Consider the following 15,869-nt stretch of genomic DNA (forward strand, 5'->3'; position numbering starts at 1 on the left):
TTCTTCTGAGGTAATCGATATGATTAGTGTTTTTGATATCTATAAAATCGGTGTTGGTCCTTCAAGCTCACACACTGTAGGCCCAATGAAAGCGGGTAAAGAGTTTATTGATGATCTTCGTGCAATGGGAAAACTGCGCGACATCACTAAAATCACCGTTGACGTTTATGGATCACTATCACTGACAGGGAAAGGTCACCACACAGATATTGCTATCATCATGGGTCTTGCGGGCAACTCCCCTGAGAAAGTTGATATCGATTCTATTCCGGGCTTCATCGCTCGCGTAGAAGAAACTGAGCGCCTTCCTGTTGGCATGCACTGTCATACAGTATCGTTCCCACGTGAAGGTGGAATGAACTTCCACAAAACGAACCTTGAGCTGCACGAAAACGGCATGCAAATCCACGCTTGGATTGATGACGAAAAAGCGTACTCAAAAACTTACTACTCTATCGGTGGTGGCTTCATCGTTGATGAAGAGAACTTCGGTAAAGAAGCTGAGAACCCAATCAAGGTTCCTTACGAGTTCACAACAGCTGAAGAGCTGGTTAACCAGTGTAAAGAAAGCGGTCTTTCTATCAGCGCGCTAGTGATGAAGAACGAACAAGCACTTCACTCAGACGAAGAAACTCGTACTTACTTCGCGAACATCTGGCGCACGATGCGCGAATGTATGGATCGCGGTATGAACGAAGAAGGCATTCTGCCTGGTCCACTACGTGTACCTCGTCGTGCTGCAGCACTTCGTCAGCAACTGCTTACTTCTGAGAAAACAACGAACGACCCAATGTCTGTTGTTGACTGGGTAAACATGTTCGCTTTCGCAGTAAACGAAGAGAATGCAGCCGGTGGCCGTGTTGTTACCGCACCGACTAACGGCGCTTGTGGCATCATCCCAGCAGTATTGGCTTACTACGATAAGTTCATCCAAACTGTGACTGAAAAAGATTACATCCGTTACTTTGCCGCTTCTGGCGCAATCGGTGGTCTTTACAAGCGCAACGCGTCAATCTCTGGTGCAGAGGTTGGCTGTCAGGGTGAAGTTGGCGTGGCATGTTCTATGGCGGCGGCTGGCCTTGCGGAGCTTATGGGTGGTAGCCCAGAGCAAGTATGTATGGCTGCAGAAATCGCGATGGAGCACAACCTAGGTCTAACTTGTGACCCTGTTGCAGGTCAGGTTCAAGTTCCATGTATCGAGCGTAACGGTATCGCGGCTGTAAAAGCGATCAACTCAACTCGTATGGCACTACGTCGTTCTTCTGCTCCTACTGTATCTCTAGATAAAGTTATCGAAACAATGCTAGAGACTGGTAAGGACATGAACGCGAAATACCGCGAAACTTCTCAAGGCGGTCTAGCAATCAAAGTGATTTGCTAATCGTCTCGTTATAAAAAAGATATCGATAAACCCGAGTGAATACTCGGGCTTTTTTTATCCAAAATACGATGAGGTATGCGCATGCAGACGCATTTGAAGCATCACCCGTCATTGCCTTATTCCTGCCGATATTTTTGTTTGTTCCAGCTAAAAACCAGTCAGGGCCTACTCTCGCTGTAGCTCATAAAAAAAACTAAAACTGTTACTATATCCAAATGTTTAGGATATCCCCGTACAAAATCACACCCTTCACTTCTCATTATTGATAACGTAGCCAAAATTTAAATTGGAGCTTATCAACACATGATTAGGTTTGAACTTGGAAACCAAATCTGCGTTTGCTTGTCCGAAAACGACATTTCTTTAGAGATCAACAACACACTCCACCACGCCATCCCTGTTAGTTCAAATGAGTATGCCATTCTTTCAACTATTGCTACTTACGGCAGCTTAAATGCGCCGATCAGTCAGCGCGTTATTGAGAGAAAAATCACTCAACACTACAAGATGGCTTTGCCAGAAAATGGATTTAAAAACGCGGTGGCAGCATTGAGAAAGAAGTTTCGCAAGCTCACGGAAGATCACGTTTCTCCCACGAGAAACATCATAGAAAACATTCACAGGACGGGATATTTCATCCCTTTTACCATGCTACATACTCACCAAAGCGGCATCTATCAACAAAAGAGAATCAACCAACACACGAAAAACAGCGTCAGAAAAGCCCTTCGTATTTGCTTGCGGAATAAAAGGATATATACCGACATCGCTTGGGTGTTGCTGGTTACTACAGCTATCTTTTTCTCGGTCTGCTATTACGCCATCAACAGCATTGTGAAACACAACTATTTAGATAGCGCATTGGACATTGCCGACAGCCTGTCTCAGATGAGTTGCTATGCTGATGAAGACCAACTAAAAGGGTTGTTTGATAACGTAAAGCTCGTTGAATCCAGCATGATGTTGGATCGCTTTAATATCCGCTGCTTGGTCACGCCAGAGGCGGTGGTTCCCGTCAGCCAAAAAGCGTTCAACGAGTGGAGCGATAACAGCAATTACACGACTCAATCCTTCGACATCAACAACGCCACCATTTTAGTTCGTGTGAAAAACATCAACTTACAGAATAACGTGGAGAGCCACATCTCGCGCTTTTTCCTTTCCGGGATGAAGCTTTACACCAACACAGGTACGTCGTTCGAAATTGGCAACACCAACGGGCGATACTTTCACTATCAAATTAAAGATACAGGCTATAAAGAGGTGTATTACATCTCAGGACCTTTTAAGAGCATCATTTTGTTGAGCCTGTTCTTTTTAGTGATACTAAGGCATCGGTCGCTACAAGCGTTCATCACGTATCTGTTCGCTATTCGAGAATTTCATATCAAGCTCGAACCGATCTACAACACCTCAACGCAGCAAAATATTCACTACGAAGCCCTTTCTCGATTCAAAGTGAAGAACACCCAAAGGTTCATCGAAACACTGATCAGCAATGGACTGCTTTTGATCCACACGATCTTGGTGATCCGAGCAATTTACGCCAAACAGCCGACTTTGTTGGTGCCCATCAGCATCAATGTGTGCCCTTCTCTTCTACGAGGTAGAAACTTCTCGACTCTTTATCAAGAACTCGCGAGCAGAGACTGCCGTTTACTGACCATCGAAATCACGGAGAACGCGTCCATGTACTACACCTCCGAGATCTACGACAACGTCGCGAAACTAAAATTACTGAACTGCAAAATCAGCATTGATGACTTTGGTACTGGCAACAACAACGTGTCACTTATCAGCAAAATCAATCCAGATTATTTGAAAATAGATCGGGAGTTTGTGATTGGTTTAAAGTCGGACGATAAGAAAGTGGAAACGCTGCGTCAGTTGATTGCGATGGGAAACACTTACCGCTGCACAGTCATCGTCGAAGGCGTCGAAACCGCAGATAGTGCTCACTTACTCACAACGTTAGGAGCCTACATTCATCAAGGTTACTTCTATCCTCTGCATTTCTAGCTTTTCTTAATGCCGCGAGTTACTTAAACTAGCTGATACCCAAATGACTTCATAATGTATTCGCGCTAAGTGTGCGAAGTGATTTGGGTATCACTAGCGTCTATAACTGGATGAAAGTTAAAGACGTTCGTACATTTTTGTTAGGTGGTGAGACCATCCACCACCCACTCGTGATTGAAACCATGATTGCTATTAAACCAACCAAACTGAAAGATTTTTCGAGTTTGATGCAATTGGACGTGCAGGAAGAGCAAATAGGATTTGCCAAGCCGTTTGAACAGGCTTACCAAAAGCGAAACAAGTCAGAAGTATTTTTTACTATTTATTCGGACTACCTAACCGTTGGCTACCTGATCATTGATAAAGGTTTTGCTCAGCATGCTCCTTTTGCAATGCGGCATGAGTTGGGCCTTAATTATTTGATGATTGATCGCCGCTTTCAACGCCAAGGTATTGGTGCAGAGGCGCTGAAAAAACTGTTTGTGTACGCATATACCATCGACCCAGAGAGCACCTCGCTCTGCGTGACGGTACCAAATAGCCATCAAGGTGCACTCGACTTTTTCTTGGCTTGTGGCTTTACCAACACAGAAAAAGCCATTTATGGCGAGCAAGAAAAAGAGTGGTTGATGCGTCACCCGCTTGGTTAAACGCTCAATAACCAAACGCTAGATAAAACAAAGGCAAGCGATAGGCTTGCCTTTGTTATTGAACATGGGATTACTACGAAGGTTATTCACCCTTGTAGATACAACCTGCTGTACAAGTTTCTTTGATCTCTACTTTGCTTAGTAGCGGTAGGTTTGGTTTTAGCTGTTGCCAAATCCATTTTGCTAGCACTTCGCTGGTCGGGTTTTCCAGACCTTCGATGTCGTTTAGGTAGTAGTGGTCTAAGCGATTGTAAATTGGTTTAAATGCAGCTTTTATCTCTGCAAAATCCACAACCCAACCTGTATGTGGATCAACTTCACCTTCTACATAAAGACGAACAAGGAAAGAGTGTCCGTGCAAACGACCACACTTGTGACCTTCTGGTACGTGTGGCAAATGGTGTGCCGCTTCGAACATAAACTCTTTGTACAATTCTGTTTTCATCTTGATTCTCAGGCTTTAAAAAAGACAGGCAATACTAAGGAATTCGCTGCCAAGAGACAAGCGTTACCCCATACAAGCGTAGCAAAAACTGCCGCTTATTCCTGACCTCTTTGCCATCACGCAAACCAAAGCGTCGCATTTTTGTCATGCGCCAAACATTTGATTACACAGCACTCACATCACAATTACATATCCCCAACATGTGTAGGGTCACAATCATTCATTTCGCTCATCGCGCAACCTATGCGAGAAGACTAATATTGTGCAGTTCGTTCCAATTACACTTATAAAAATATGCGCTCAACTATTACCTTTAAGCTCCTGCTTGCGTTAATTGTCGTTTTTAGCTGTGTTCTCGCCGCGTCGACGGCGTACCAACACTATCAACAAAAAACGCTGATAAATGATGTTCTTAGTGAACAACTGCACGACAAAGCCAGCAACTACTTCGATAGTCTGAATATGATGATGCTCACTGGCACCATGTCTCAAAAGGAAACGCTGCGACAAAAAGCACTCGCTCAAGAAGGTATTGAGCAAGTTCGAGTGCTACGTGCCGATGCCGTTACAAAGCTGTACGGTGCAGGGCAATCCAATCAGCAACCTATTGATGAGATTGATCAGCGTGCACTAGCGGGCGAGCTAGTGATAGAACCAATTACTGCGGACTGGGGCAAAGGCATTGTTGTGGCGCTGCCAATGAAATCGAGCCAAAACTATCGCGGCACCAATTGTGTTTCTTGTCATGTCGCGCCAGAGGGTGAAGTATTGGGTGCTATTCGCTTGGAATACAACATGAACCACGTGAGTTCGATGATCAATAAACAAGCGATGTACGCGATGGGCATCATGTCTGCCATTGCGTTGGTTGGTTTTCTCATCACCATGGGCTTGATTCGTAAGATCATCGTGCGACCAATTCAAAAAACCTCGCACTTTATGTCGAACGTTAGTGCCAGCAAAGATCTCTCCCAGAGACTTGTCCATAAACAAAATGACGAAGTTGGCCAACTTTCCCAATCTATTAATTCCTTTATGGATACCGTTTCGGAAAGTCTTGAGCGCGTGCAAGACACCTCACACTCGTTAGCAGGGTCTGCGGGTCGTCTCACCGACGTTGCTCAATCCACTGATGAAGCAGCAAACAATCAGCAATTAGAAACCAATGAAGTGCAAAACAACATTATTGATATGTTGCAGCAGCAAGTCGTGGTTGAAGAAGCAACAATCAACGCAACGACGTTGGTAAACCACACCGTTGACGTAGCTGCAAACAGCGCCAGCCAAGCACACAATGTCAGCGAAGACATCAAGAGCTTAGTCAGCAACATTGAACAAGTGCGTGAGAAGATTACGTCTCTAAATCAGAGAACCGAAGAAGTTTCCTCAATACTCGGTGTGATCAAAGGCATCGCCGAACAAACTAACCTACTCGCTCTAAACGCAGCAATCGAAGCGGCACGCGCCGGAGAGCAAGGTCGTGGCTTTGCAGTCGTTGCCGATGAAGTGAGAAATCTGGCCTCACGTACCGCCGAAGCCACCAGCAACATTGAAAGCATCATTTCCCAATTTCAGCAAGGCAGCGAAGAGTCCCTGTCGTCGGTCGATCATGTTTGTCAATTTGCTCATCAACGTTCACTGGATGTCGAAGCGCTGTCTGAAACCATGCACAATGTTGTAGACGAGATGCATCAAGTGCTTAAACACGCAGAAAACATCCAACTGCAAACTCAAACCACCTCGGATGTCAGCAAGCACATTCAATCGAAAATCGACGTGATTACTTTGCACGCGAACGACACGTCTCAATCTGCCTCTCATACACGGGATATCAGTGTCGATTTGGAAGAACTTTCTGAGCGTTTAGAGCAATTACTTAACCAATTCACCCTTTCTGAGCAACAAAGGGCAAATAAATAGGAAATTTCTCGCGTCCAAATTGAATATAAAGGTTGAAGCTGACGAATTGACGGGTAATATGTCCCATTGAATCTGTAAAATTCTATCCAACTCAATGCTTCGCTTGTTTTTTAAACAAAAATGTTTTGAGACAAGCACTTTGATAAGCGTTGAGTTGAATTTTTACCTCAATGGAGAATATTTAAAACATGACTTACGCGCCTGTATCAGACGTACTAAGCGGTAAGCTAGCAGTAGACAGTGAAGTAACTGTTCGCGGCTGGATCCGTTCACGTCGTGATTCCAAAGCTGGAATCTCTTTCCTTGCCATATATGACGGCTCTTGTTTCGACCCGATTCAGGCCGTGGTCCCTAATAATCTTAATAATTACGACAATGAAGTGCTTAAGCTAACGACTGGCTGCTCTGTTGAAGTAACTGGTAAGATTGTTGAGTCTCCTGCGCAAGGTCAGGACTTCGAACTGGCTGCAACTGACGTTAAAGTTGTAGGTTGGGTTGAAGATGCTGAAACTTACCCAATGGCAAAAACTCGTCACTCTATCGAGTACTTACGTGAAGTTGCGCACCTACGTCCGCGCACTAACGTAATCGGTGCGGTAGCACGTGTACGTAACTGTCTATCTCAAGCAATTCACCGTTTCTACCACGAGCAAGGCTACTTTTGGGTATCTGCGCCACTAATCACGGCTTCTGATGCAGAAGGTGCTGGTGAAATGTTCCGCGTTTCTACGCTAGACATGGAAAACCTACCTCGCACAGACGCAGGCAAAGTGGACTACAACGAAGACTTCTTCGGTAAAGAAACGTTCCTAACCGTATCTGGTCAGCTAAACGCGGAAGCTTACGCTTGTGCACTAAGCAAGGTTTACACTTTCGGTCCTACTTTCCGTGCTGAAAACTCAAACACAAGCCGCCACCTAGCAGAATTCTGGATGGTTGAGCCTGAGGTTGCGTTCGCAGAACTAGACGATGTAGCGAAACTAGCTGAAGACATGCTTAAGTACGTGTTTAAAGCAGTACTTGAAGAGCGTCGCGATGACCTTGAGTTCTTCGCTCAGCGTATCGACAAGCAAGCGATCACTCGTCTAGAGCAATTCGTTTCTTCTGACTTTGCACAAGTTGACTACACTGACGCGATCCAAATCCTTCTGGACTCTGGTCGCGAGTTCGAATTCCCAGTTGAATGGGGTATCGATATGTCTTCTGAGCACGAGCGTTTCCTAGCTGAAGAGCACTTTAAAGCGCCAGTAATCGTGAAGAACTACCCAAAAGACATCAAAGCGTTCTACATGCGTATGAACGACGATGGCAAGACTGTAGCTGCGATGGACGTTCTAGCACCTGGCATCGGTGAAATCATCGGTGGTTCTCAGCGTGAAGAGCGTCTAGACGTTCTAGATGCACGTATGCGTGAAATGGGCATCGACCCTGAACACATGAGCTGGTACCGTGACCTACGTCGTTACGGCACAGTGCCACACGCTGGCTTTGGTCTAGGCTTTGAGCGTCTAGTCTCTTACGTAACAGGCATGGGCAACGTTCGTGATGTGATCCCATTCCCACGTACACCTCGCTCTGCGAACTTCTAATCACTTTTTAGTGACTCAGAATTAGAAAGACCTCCCAAGTGGAGGTCTTTTATTTTGTACGAATAATTTTCTAGCAATCTGCGTGTACAATTTAGCTGTTGCTTTCGTCTTCATCCTTATCTGCTCGCGCGGCGTATTTCACTCCAACAACACACAAACCAAACATGACGAATGGAATCACAGCGGCGGTGTATTCCGTCCAAACCATATGAGAAAAAGACTTCGCCAATATCAGGTGCGCAAACACCAACAAAAATGCGCTAAAGATAGCAACACCCATTAGCCTAAGTTCATGCTTTACCAACTGCTTTTTCATTATTGCTCCTAACCTAAAATGGTTGTCTGCTAATGATTGAAACACAGCTTCGGATTCGTTCACTGATACAGTTTGAGCAAAAAATAGGTAAACAGTTGGCTAGTGAAGTAATTCTCCGATCGTCTTCACGGCTTCTTCTAGTTCATCGTTGCAGGGTAACGATGTATTAAGCCTTAGGTAGTTCTCATAATCTGGGCCGACAGAAAACAACTTACCGAATGCAACGGTGATGTTGTCTTCCAATAACTTCTGATAAATCGATTTTCCGCATTTTGATTCCGGCAGTTCAACCCATAAAAAATAGCCGCCTTCTGGCTGTGTGTAGTGAATCGATTTAGGAAAGTACTTATCGATCAGTTCAATGAACGCAGATTGTCGCTGATCAAGATTCTTTCGCAATTTCCTAAGGTGATTATCATAGCTGTCGTTTTGCAAATAATGCGCAATACCTTGTTGGATAGGTGCACTACCTGACAAAGTCGAGATAAGTTGCAGTTTTTGCAGATGCTCATTAAAGCGCTTGTTGACCACCCACCCCAGCCGATAACCCGGGCAAAGACTTTTTGAAAATGACCCGCAATGCAACACACGATCTTGGGTATCAAAAGTTTTAAGCGAACTTGGTTTCTTGTTAGAAAAATAGAGCTCTGAATACACATCGTCTTCAATCAAATACACATCGTGTTTATCAGCAAGCTCGGCGATGCGCTGCTTCTGCTCATCATTTAATGATGTTCCGGTTGGGTTGTGAAAGTTCGTCATCAACCAACACGCGCGAACATCATGGTCAGTAAAAGCAGCTTCAATTTGTTGCAAAGAGTGCCCGATACGCGGGTCTACTGAAATTTCTATCGCCTTTAAACCCAAACGTTCTATCGCTTGAAGCGCTCCGTAAAATGTTGGCGATTCAACCACGATAGTATCTCCCGGTTGTGTCACGGCCTGAAGGCTCAAATTCAACGCTTCTAACGCCCCTGAAGTAATGACAATGTCATCATGGGTTAAAACCATACCTTGTTGAATGTAACGTTGAGCAATCAAACGACGCAGTGATTCAGAGCCTGGCGGTAAGTTATCCAATAGCGTCTCTGGCCCCATCTTCCTACCAGAACTGGCCAGATTGCGATTCAACGCATCCAATGGAAACAACGCAGGATCTGGAAAGGCAGATCCGAACTTCATCGCATCCGGTGACGCTTGATTTTTGAGGTAGTCGTAAAGCTCATCATTGATGTTAGAGCGATAAACAGAGGTCGCAGGAGGGCTCGGTTCCAAACGATCCAGCTCTGCGGTAACAAAGTAGCCAGACTGAGGTTTTGCCGCGACCCAGCCTTGCGCTTCGAGCAACTGATAAGCTTGTAACACCGTTCCGGCGCTGACGGAATGATTTCGGCTGGTGACACGCACTGACGGCAGCTTTTCTCCTGCTCTCCATGTGTTTTGCTGAATCTGCGTTTTGAACAGTTCAGCCAGTTGGCGGTATCGGTTCATGTTTCCCTCATTTATCACGACCGAGCGAACCTTAGCATACTTCGCGCCCGTATTCTGATAACGCGACTATCAATCTCGAAACGTAATTAATCAATCTTAGTGATATCAATTCGCGATACGAAGTGAGAATTTATGTTCCATACTTTCAAAGGTATGACTTTTATTTCGGGAGAAAATGATGAAAGTATTTACTATGGATGACCTCTCATACCGAGGTGCTCATAAAGGCGTACACAGTTGGGATCACCCAGCCAGCACAACGCCTTACTACTGGCACCCTGACTGGTTACATATTGCAGAAGACGCGCTAGGTGTGCACAAAACAGCGGATCTAGTCGTTCCAGAAGGTGAAACACCAACAGAAGAGCACGCAAAAGAGGCGATTGTTAAGCACATTAATGGTGAATAGCCAGAAGCGAACCTTCTGTTATGCAAGGTTGAGAGCATTTTGGAACAAAACATGTCTGAATGAGAACTGTGCATCATCGTGAGCAATCTATCGACAGGATAAATAGATTGCTATCACATTAATTTTCATGCCATCTGTTACATTTAGAGGCTAATGGTGATGCACACCTCAACTCATAGACTATGAGAGACGATTATAATGACGAAATACAACGAGAATGACATCAAATATAAAGGCGAGACCAATGGCGTACATACGTGGAGTGTGCCATCAGGACAGCCTTACTACTGGCATCCAGATTGGCTACACGTTGCCGAAGATGCGACAGGGTCACACCCAAAAGAAAAACTAGATGTTCAAGCTGGTGACACCCCAACGCAAAAGCATGCGCTTAAAGCAATCCTAAAACACATGAACGATTGGGCGACAGATAAGTTGTCTTCAAATCCTGACATCGAAACCAATGCGGTAGAGTCAGAAATTGAGCTAAAGAAATAGACCTCAACGTTCGATGTAAATTGAATATGCAAGCGCCCCTCACCGTTGGGGCGTTTCTTACCCTTCCCTACTTTTTCCTCCACAACAGGCTCTGCTTACCTTGCTGGATTCACGTTTTAAACCGCCTAAAATCGCTCCTCAGTAGCCATCAGATTCATGAATTGTTCGATTGAATAAATTAGCACCGAATTGCTACAAAACTCCCCTTTACATCCGGATTTAACCAAGGTTTTCATAGCAAAAGCATCGGTTATGTTAGCATCCTGTTTCAAATCGAAATTTTTTTACGTTTTCTTATCAGTAAGTGTTGTAACGAATATTGCTGAAAGGTATAAATACGAGCAGACCCCTTCGATTAACATGGATGAAGATTATGTTTGAAAAAGTAGTTGCCGCTCCGGCCGACCCTATCCTTGGCCTTACTGAAGAATTTAAAAAAGATCCTCGCGCTGAAAAGATTAACCTTGGCGTTGGTATTTACAAAAACGAACAAGGCGAAACACCTGTTCTTGCTACCGTAAAGAAAGCCGAAGCAGCACTGATTGAAACGGAAAAAACCAAATCATACCTAACCATCGAAGGGACTGCTGAGTACGGTCTGGCGGTACAAAAACTACTTTTCGGTGCAGACGCTGAAATCGTAGCGGAAAAACGCGCGAAAACAGCTCAAGCGCCTGGTGGTACAGGTGCATTACGCGTGGCGGGTGAATTTATTAAACGCCAACTTGGTAACGTAAAAATCTGGATCAGCAACCCAACTTGGGCAAACCACAACGGCGTGTTTACCGCTGCAGGTCTAGAAACGGCTCAATACACTTACTACAACGCAGAAACTAAAGACAAAGACTTCGATGCAATGCTAAACGATCTTCAAGCTGCATCTGAAGGTGACATCGTTCTTCTACACGGCTGCTGCCACAACCCAACTGGCATCGATCCAACTGCTGAAGAATGGGAAACACTAGCGAAGCTGATTGCTGAGAAGAAACTGCTTCCTCTGTTCGACTTTGCATACCAAGGCTTTGCTAAGGGTGTAGAAGAAGACGCAGCTGGCCTACGTACTTTCGCGAAATATAACAAAGAAATTCTCGTTGCGAGCTCGTTCTCGAAAAACTTCGGCCTATACAATGAACGTGTAGGCGCATTCACGCTTGTTGCTGAATCTGAAGAAGTGGCAACAACAGCATTCTCTCAAGTAAAAGCGATCATCCGCTCTATCTACTCTAACCCACCAGCTCACGGTAGTGCTGTTGTTACTCATATTCTAAACAACGAAGAACTGCGTGCTGAATGGGAAGCGGAAGTACAAGAAATGCGTGACCGTATTCAAGAGATGCGCGAGCTGTTCGTAACAACTCTGAAAGAAGAAGGTGTGGATGCAGATTTCAGCTTTATCGAACGTCAAAACGGCATGTTCTCGTTCTCTGGTCTATCTAAAGAGCAAGTTAACCGTCTGAAAGATGAGTTCGCAATTTACATCGTTGGTTCTGGCCGTATCAGCGTAGCTGGTATGACAAAATCAAACATGGGCCCGCTATGTAAAGGTATCGCAGCGGTTCTATAATCTGTCGAAAACAGACGAAATAAACGAAAAGGTCAGCGTATGCTGACCTTTTTTGTTGTTCTTAAATCTGTTGATTACGGTTGAACTTACTAAATGGGATTAAAATACGAACTTCAAACTTAAGCCGACTTCGTTGATGTAATCCGAACTTTCACCACTGTAATCTGTATCACGGTATTGGTAATACAAGCCCGTGCCAATCACATCATGCCATTGGTAATTGAAGCCGATTCTGTACTTGTTCTCATCAACCACATCACTTCGGTTGGCCTGAATCTGTGCTGACACCATCCATTGTTCATTCAAAAGATAGTTTGCACCAACGGTCACCGCTTGAAGAAACTCGGTGTCAGAGGAAATGGTGCTATCCGTTTTTTCATCCGTCGCTTTCGCTTTCAGCGCACCAAGCCCATAAGTACCATAAACGTCCAGTTGGTCGTTAATTCCATAACGATAACCACCACCAAACAACAATCGATCCACACGTAGTGTTAGATCGTCAGGATGGAAAAACTGCGCTGAGTAATCAACATTAAACAACCAATTATCGGTGATGAGATAATTGCCACCCAATCCCAGCGTGGTCGCATTCGAGTTGTCTAGCCAATCTTTATTGGTCGTACCCGACCCCACATCCAAATAAATGTGCTCATACCCAAATTTTGCAGCTTGTTCCGCTTCCGAAGCGATACTAATTGCGGGCAAAACTACAAGAGGCACAAGCAATAACTGTCTCACCATCTTACTTCCTTTCATGAGAGTCACCTAAAAACTTAACTACAATTGGCAATTTCCATATTAGCCGAATTAACAAAACCTTGTCGCGGGAGATGTCCGAATCTTATGACTCAGCACGAAAAAGCGTGATCCAATAAGATTCTGTCTTAAAACTGCGTTAAGATTACTTTATTATTTGCGAAACAAAAGGCACCCGAATGGATGCAGAACTTCTCGAGATATATAACTTTCTCGCCAAGTACCCCCCTTTCAACGAACTTCCAGAAGAAACTCTGACCAAAGTGACAGAAAGCGTTGAAATCTCTTACTACCGACAAGACACCCCAATCATTCACTTCGGTGACCATATTCAAGATCTCTTCGTGGTAAGAAGTGGCGTGGTGGAAGTTTATCGCCGCAAGGGTGAGCTTTATAACCGTCTCGATGAAGGCGACTTATTCGGTCAAATGGGGCTGCTTACCAACAACAAAGTTCGTTTCCCGGTAAAAGCTATTGAAGACACCCTACTCTACTGCATTCCGGTCGAGGTGTTTCAAGAGATCTACGACAACTTCGACTCTTTCGCCGATTTTGTTGAAGTAGAAAACAGCGCACGCTTGCGCCAAACCATTTCAGAAAACAAAGACGCAAACGACTTAACCACCTCTAAAGTCAAGACCCTACTTACTGGCGATGCCCCGACCATAAACCGCGGCCAAACAATCCAACAAGCAGCGCAGTTAATGGCTCAGGACAACATTTCATCACTCTTGATTGTCGACCCCGATTTTGTCCTTGACGAAGATGACCCGCAATCGCCCGTTTTAGGCATCATTACTGACCGAGATTTATGTACTCGAGTGCTTGCGGAAGGCTTGTCTCCTCAAGATGATGTTTCAACAGTCATGACGACGGAAGTGATCTCTCTCGACCATAATGCTTACATCTATGAAGCCATGCTAACGATGTTACGCTACAACGTGCATCATCTGCCGGTGGTCAAAAATCAACTACCGATAGGCATCATCGAAACTACCGATATTGTTCGTTATGAATCGCAAAACTCACTGCTTCTTGTAAGCAGCATTTTTCAGCAGCAAAGCATCGAAGATTTAGCAACAGTCGCAGAAGAAGTCAAAAGCAGCTTCGTACGTCTGGTTAACGAAGACGCCAATTCACACATGGTTGGCAGCGCGATGTCAGTAATTGGCCGAAGTTTCAAACAGCGTTTGTTGGAGTTGGCCGAAGAAGAACTTGGTGCGCCTCCGATTCCTTATTGTTTCCTCGCATTAGGTTCAATGGGACGCGACGAACAGTTGCTGGTTACTGACCAAGACAACGCCATTATTCTGGACGAATCCTATCAAGAAGAGAAACATGGCAAGTACTTTGAAGATCTCGCCAAGTTTGTCAGTGACGGCCTTGACGCTTGTGGTTACAAATATTGTACCGGTGACATCATGGCCACAAACCCGATGTGGCGAATGACTCGCTCCGAATGGGAAGAATGTTTCGCTGACTGGATTGACGATCCCAACCCGAAAGCGTTACTGAATGCATCAATATTTTTCGATTTAGATGGCGTGTATGGCCGCTTAAAATGGGCAGAACAGCTCACCAGCTTCATTGTGCGTCGAGCGCGTAAAAATAATCGCTTCTTAGCATGTTTGGCTAGAAATGCGCTAAACCGCACGCCGCCATTAGGCTTCTTCAAAGATTTTGTGATGGAAAAAGACGGCCAGCACAAAAACTCGATCAACCTAAAACGTCGTGGCACCGCGCCGCTGGTTGATCTGATTCGTGTGCATGCCTTGGCAGTGGGCTCTCGTGCACAAAACTCGTTTGAACGTCTCGACGATATTATTGACGCAGGCATCTTGCCAAAAGGTCGAGCACAGGATTTAAAAGACGCGTTAGAGTTCATCTCTATGGTACGAATTCGACATCAAGCGACCGATGTTGAGCTCGGAATTGAGCCAGATAACAACATCGAGCCAGAAAACCTCTCCGATTTTGAACGCCGTAATTTGAAAGATGCCTTCCAAATTCTCAGCAATGGGCAGAACTTCCTTAAGTTCCGTTATCAAGCAAATAAGAGCTTTAAGTGAGGTTTGGCATGATCAAAAAGCTATTTCAAAAGCCTGCGATTCAATGGCCAACCAAATTTCAGCAAAAGTTGGATCTCGTCAGTGATGAAAATCTTGTCGCTTTTTACGGCAGCGAATTACCAGCGCCCAATACCCCCATTTCAGAGGTTGAATTTGTCGCGTTGGATTTCGAAACGACGGGGCTCAATCCCGAAAAACACGACATTATTACTATCGGTTTAGTACCTTTCAATCTGAGACGTATTTTTCTGCGCGATGCTCGACATTGGAAAGTAAGGCCTCAGAAAAAGTTGGATGAAGATTCCGTTATCATCCACGGTATCACTCACAGCGAATTGATTGATGCGCCAGATCTGAGCGATATTTTGGGTGAGTTGCTGCCTTGCTTAAGCGGCAAAATCATCGTTGTGCATTACCGTCGAATCGAGAGAGAATTCTTGGATCAAGCGCTGAAAGCGCGCATAGGGGAAGGGATTGAATTTCCCGTGTTAGACACGCTACAAATCGAAGAGAACATCCAAAAGAGAAGCGCTGGCGGCATTTGGAATCGCCTGAAAGGAAAGAGACCAGAGTCTCTACGTTTGGCGCAGTCTCGACGCCGCTATGGGTTACCAGACTACTCTCCGCATCACGCGTTAACTGATGCGATTGCTACTGCCGAGTTGCTTCAGGCGCAGATGGCGCATCACTACAATGATGACCAACCCATCAGTGATTTTTGGTTGTAGATAGATTTTTTGTTGTAGCTATTTACCAACAATC

General features: G+C 45.0%; 14 protein-coding genes. 10 read left to right on the forward strand and 4 right to left on the reverse strand.

All coding sequences use genetic code 11. From position 1 onward, the window contains the following. The first annotated feature begins 19 nt into the window (after positions 1-19). The 3 genes from ACF8CV_RS22455 (at position 20) to ACF8CV_RS22465 (ending at position 4,050) form a co-directional block, all read left to right on the forward strand. A complete protein-coding gene (locus ACF8CV_RS22455) occupies positions 20-1,381 on the forward strand; it encodes an L-serine ammonia-lyase (RefSeq protein ID WP_021823429.1) in 1,362 nt (453 codons plus the stop codon). Between the two features lie 303 nt (positions 1,382-1,684). Next, a complete protein-coding gene (locus tag ACF8CV_RS22460) occupies positions 1,685-3,400 on the forward strand; it encodes an EAL domain-containing protein (protein WP_015296943.1) in 1,716 nt (571 codons plus the stop codon). A gap of 182 nt (positions 3,401-3,582) precedes the next feature. Continuing rightward, positions 3,583-4,050 carry an N-acetyltransferase gene (locus tag ACF8CV_RS22465; protein WP_021447722.1) on the forward strand — a complete coding sequence of 156 codons (468 nt, stop codon included), beginning with the start codon at positions 3,583-3,585 and terminating at the stop codon, positions 4,048-4,050. An 82-nt stretch (positions 4,051-4,132) separates the two neighbouring features. Here the strand turns inward: ACF8CV_RS22465 and queD are convergent, their stop codons facing one another. Continuing rightward, the gene (gene queD / locus ACF8CV_RS22470) at positions 4,133-4,495 is read right to left on the reverse strand and encodes a 6-carboxytetrahydropterin synthase QueD (RefSeq protein ID WP_005494779.1); all 363 of its coding nucleotides are present in this window, start codon (positions 4,493-4,495) and stop codon (positions 4,133-4,135) included. A gap of 294 nt (positions 4,496-4,789) precedes the next feature. On the opposite strand from queD, the gene ACF8CV_RS22475 reads away from it, so the two are divergent. Next, positions 4,790-6,415, forward strand: a complete 1,626-nt coding sequence (locus tag ACF8CV_RS22475; protein ID WP_025509323.1) for a methyl-accepting chemotaxis protein — start codon at positions 4,790-4,792, stop codon at positions 6,413-6,415. A gap of 188 nt (positions 6,416-6,603) precedes the next feature. Beyond that, positions 6,604-8,004, forward strand: a complete 1,401-nt coding sequence (gene asnS, locus ACF8CV_RS22480) for an asparagine--tRNA ligase (protein ID WP_005458036.1) — start codon at positions 6,604-6,606, stop codon at positions 8,002-8,004. A 91-nt stretch (positions 8,005-8,095) separates the two neighbouring features. On the opposite strand, the gene ACF8CV_RS22485 is transcribed toward asnS, so the two are convergent. Beyond that, on the reverse strand, positions 8,096-8,320 hold the full coding sequence (locus tag ACF8CV_RS22485) for a hypothetical protein (RefSeq protein ID WP_005485465.1): 225 nt from the start codon (positions 8,318-8,320) through the stop codon (positions 8,096-8,098). 99 nt (positions 8,321-8,419) lie between these two features. Then, on the reverse strand, positions 8,420-9,811 hold the full coding sequence (locus ACF8CV_RS22490; RefSeq protein WP_138937540.1) for a PLP-dependent aminotransferase family protein: 1,392 nt from the start codon (positions 9,809-9,811) through the stop codon (positions 8,420-8,422). Positions 9,812-9,989: 178 nt separating this feature from the next. Between ACF8CV_RS22490 and ACF8CV_RS22495 the strand changes: the two genes are divergently transcribed. From ACF8CV_RS22495 to ACF8CV_RS22505, 3 genes are all read left to right on the forward strand, one after another. Next, positions 9,990-10,220 carry a hypothetical protein gene (locus tag ACF8CV_RS22495; RefSeq protein ID WP_005483298.1) on the forward strand — a complete coding sequence of 77 codons (231 nt, stop codon included), beginning with the start codon at positions 9,990-9,992 and terminating at the stop codon, positions 10,218-10,220. Positions 10,221-10,418: 198 nt separating this feature from the next. Next, entirely contained in the window at positions 10,419-10,718 is a 300-nt protein-coding gene (locus ACF8CV_RS22500; RefSeq protein ID WP_005458048.1) for a hypothetical protein, read from the forward strand. Positions 10,719-11,091: 373 nt separating this feature from the next. Next, on the forward strand, positions 11,092-12,282 hold the full coding sequence (locus ACF8CV_RS22505) for an amino acid aminotransferase (RefSeq protein WP_021448914.1): 1,191 nt from the start codon (positions 11,092-11,094) through the stop codon (positions 12,280-12,282). A gap of 99 nt (positions 12,283-12,381) precedes the next feature. Here the strand turns inward: ACF8CV_RS22505 and ACF8CV_RS22510 are convergent, their stop codons facing one another. Continuing rightward, positions 12,382-13,023, reverse strand: a complete 642-nt coding sequence (locus tag ACF8CV_RS22510; protein WP_042767520.1) for an outer membrane beta-barrel protein — start codon at positions 13,021-13,023, stop codon at positions 12,382-12,384. 194 nt (positions 13,024-13,217) lie between these two features. Here ACF8CV_RS22510 and ACF8CV_RS22515 point away from each other — a divergent pair, with 194 nt between their 5' ends. Continuing rightward, positions 13,218-15,107, forward strand: a complete 1,890-nt coding sequence (locus ACF8CV_RS22515; protein ID WP_005483278.1) for a putative nucleotidyltransferase substrate binding domain-containing protein — start codon at positions 13,218-13,220, stop codon at positions 15,105-15,107. An 8-nt stretch (positions 15,108-15,115) separates the two neighbouring features. Then, positions 15,116-15,835: a 3'-5' exonuclease gene (locus ACF8CV_RS22520; protein WP_023623883.1), complete on the forward strand. Its 720-nt coding sequence runs from the start codon at positions 15,116-15,118 to the stop codon at positions 15,833-15,835. The last annotated feature ends 34 nt before the right edge of the window (positions 15,836-15,869 follow it).

Source organism: Vibrio sp. zbq_1, assembly GCF_043102935.1.
GTDB classification, from domain to species: Bacteria; Pseudomonadota; Gammaproteobacteria; order Enterobacterales; family Vibrionaceae; genus Vibrio; species Vibrio parahaemolyticus.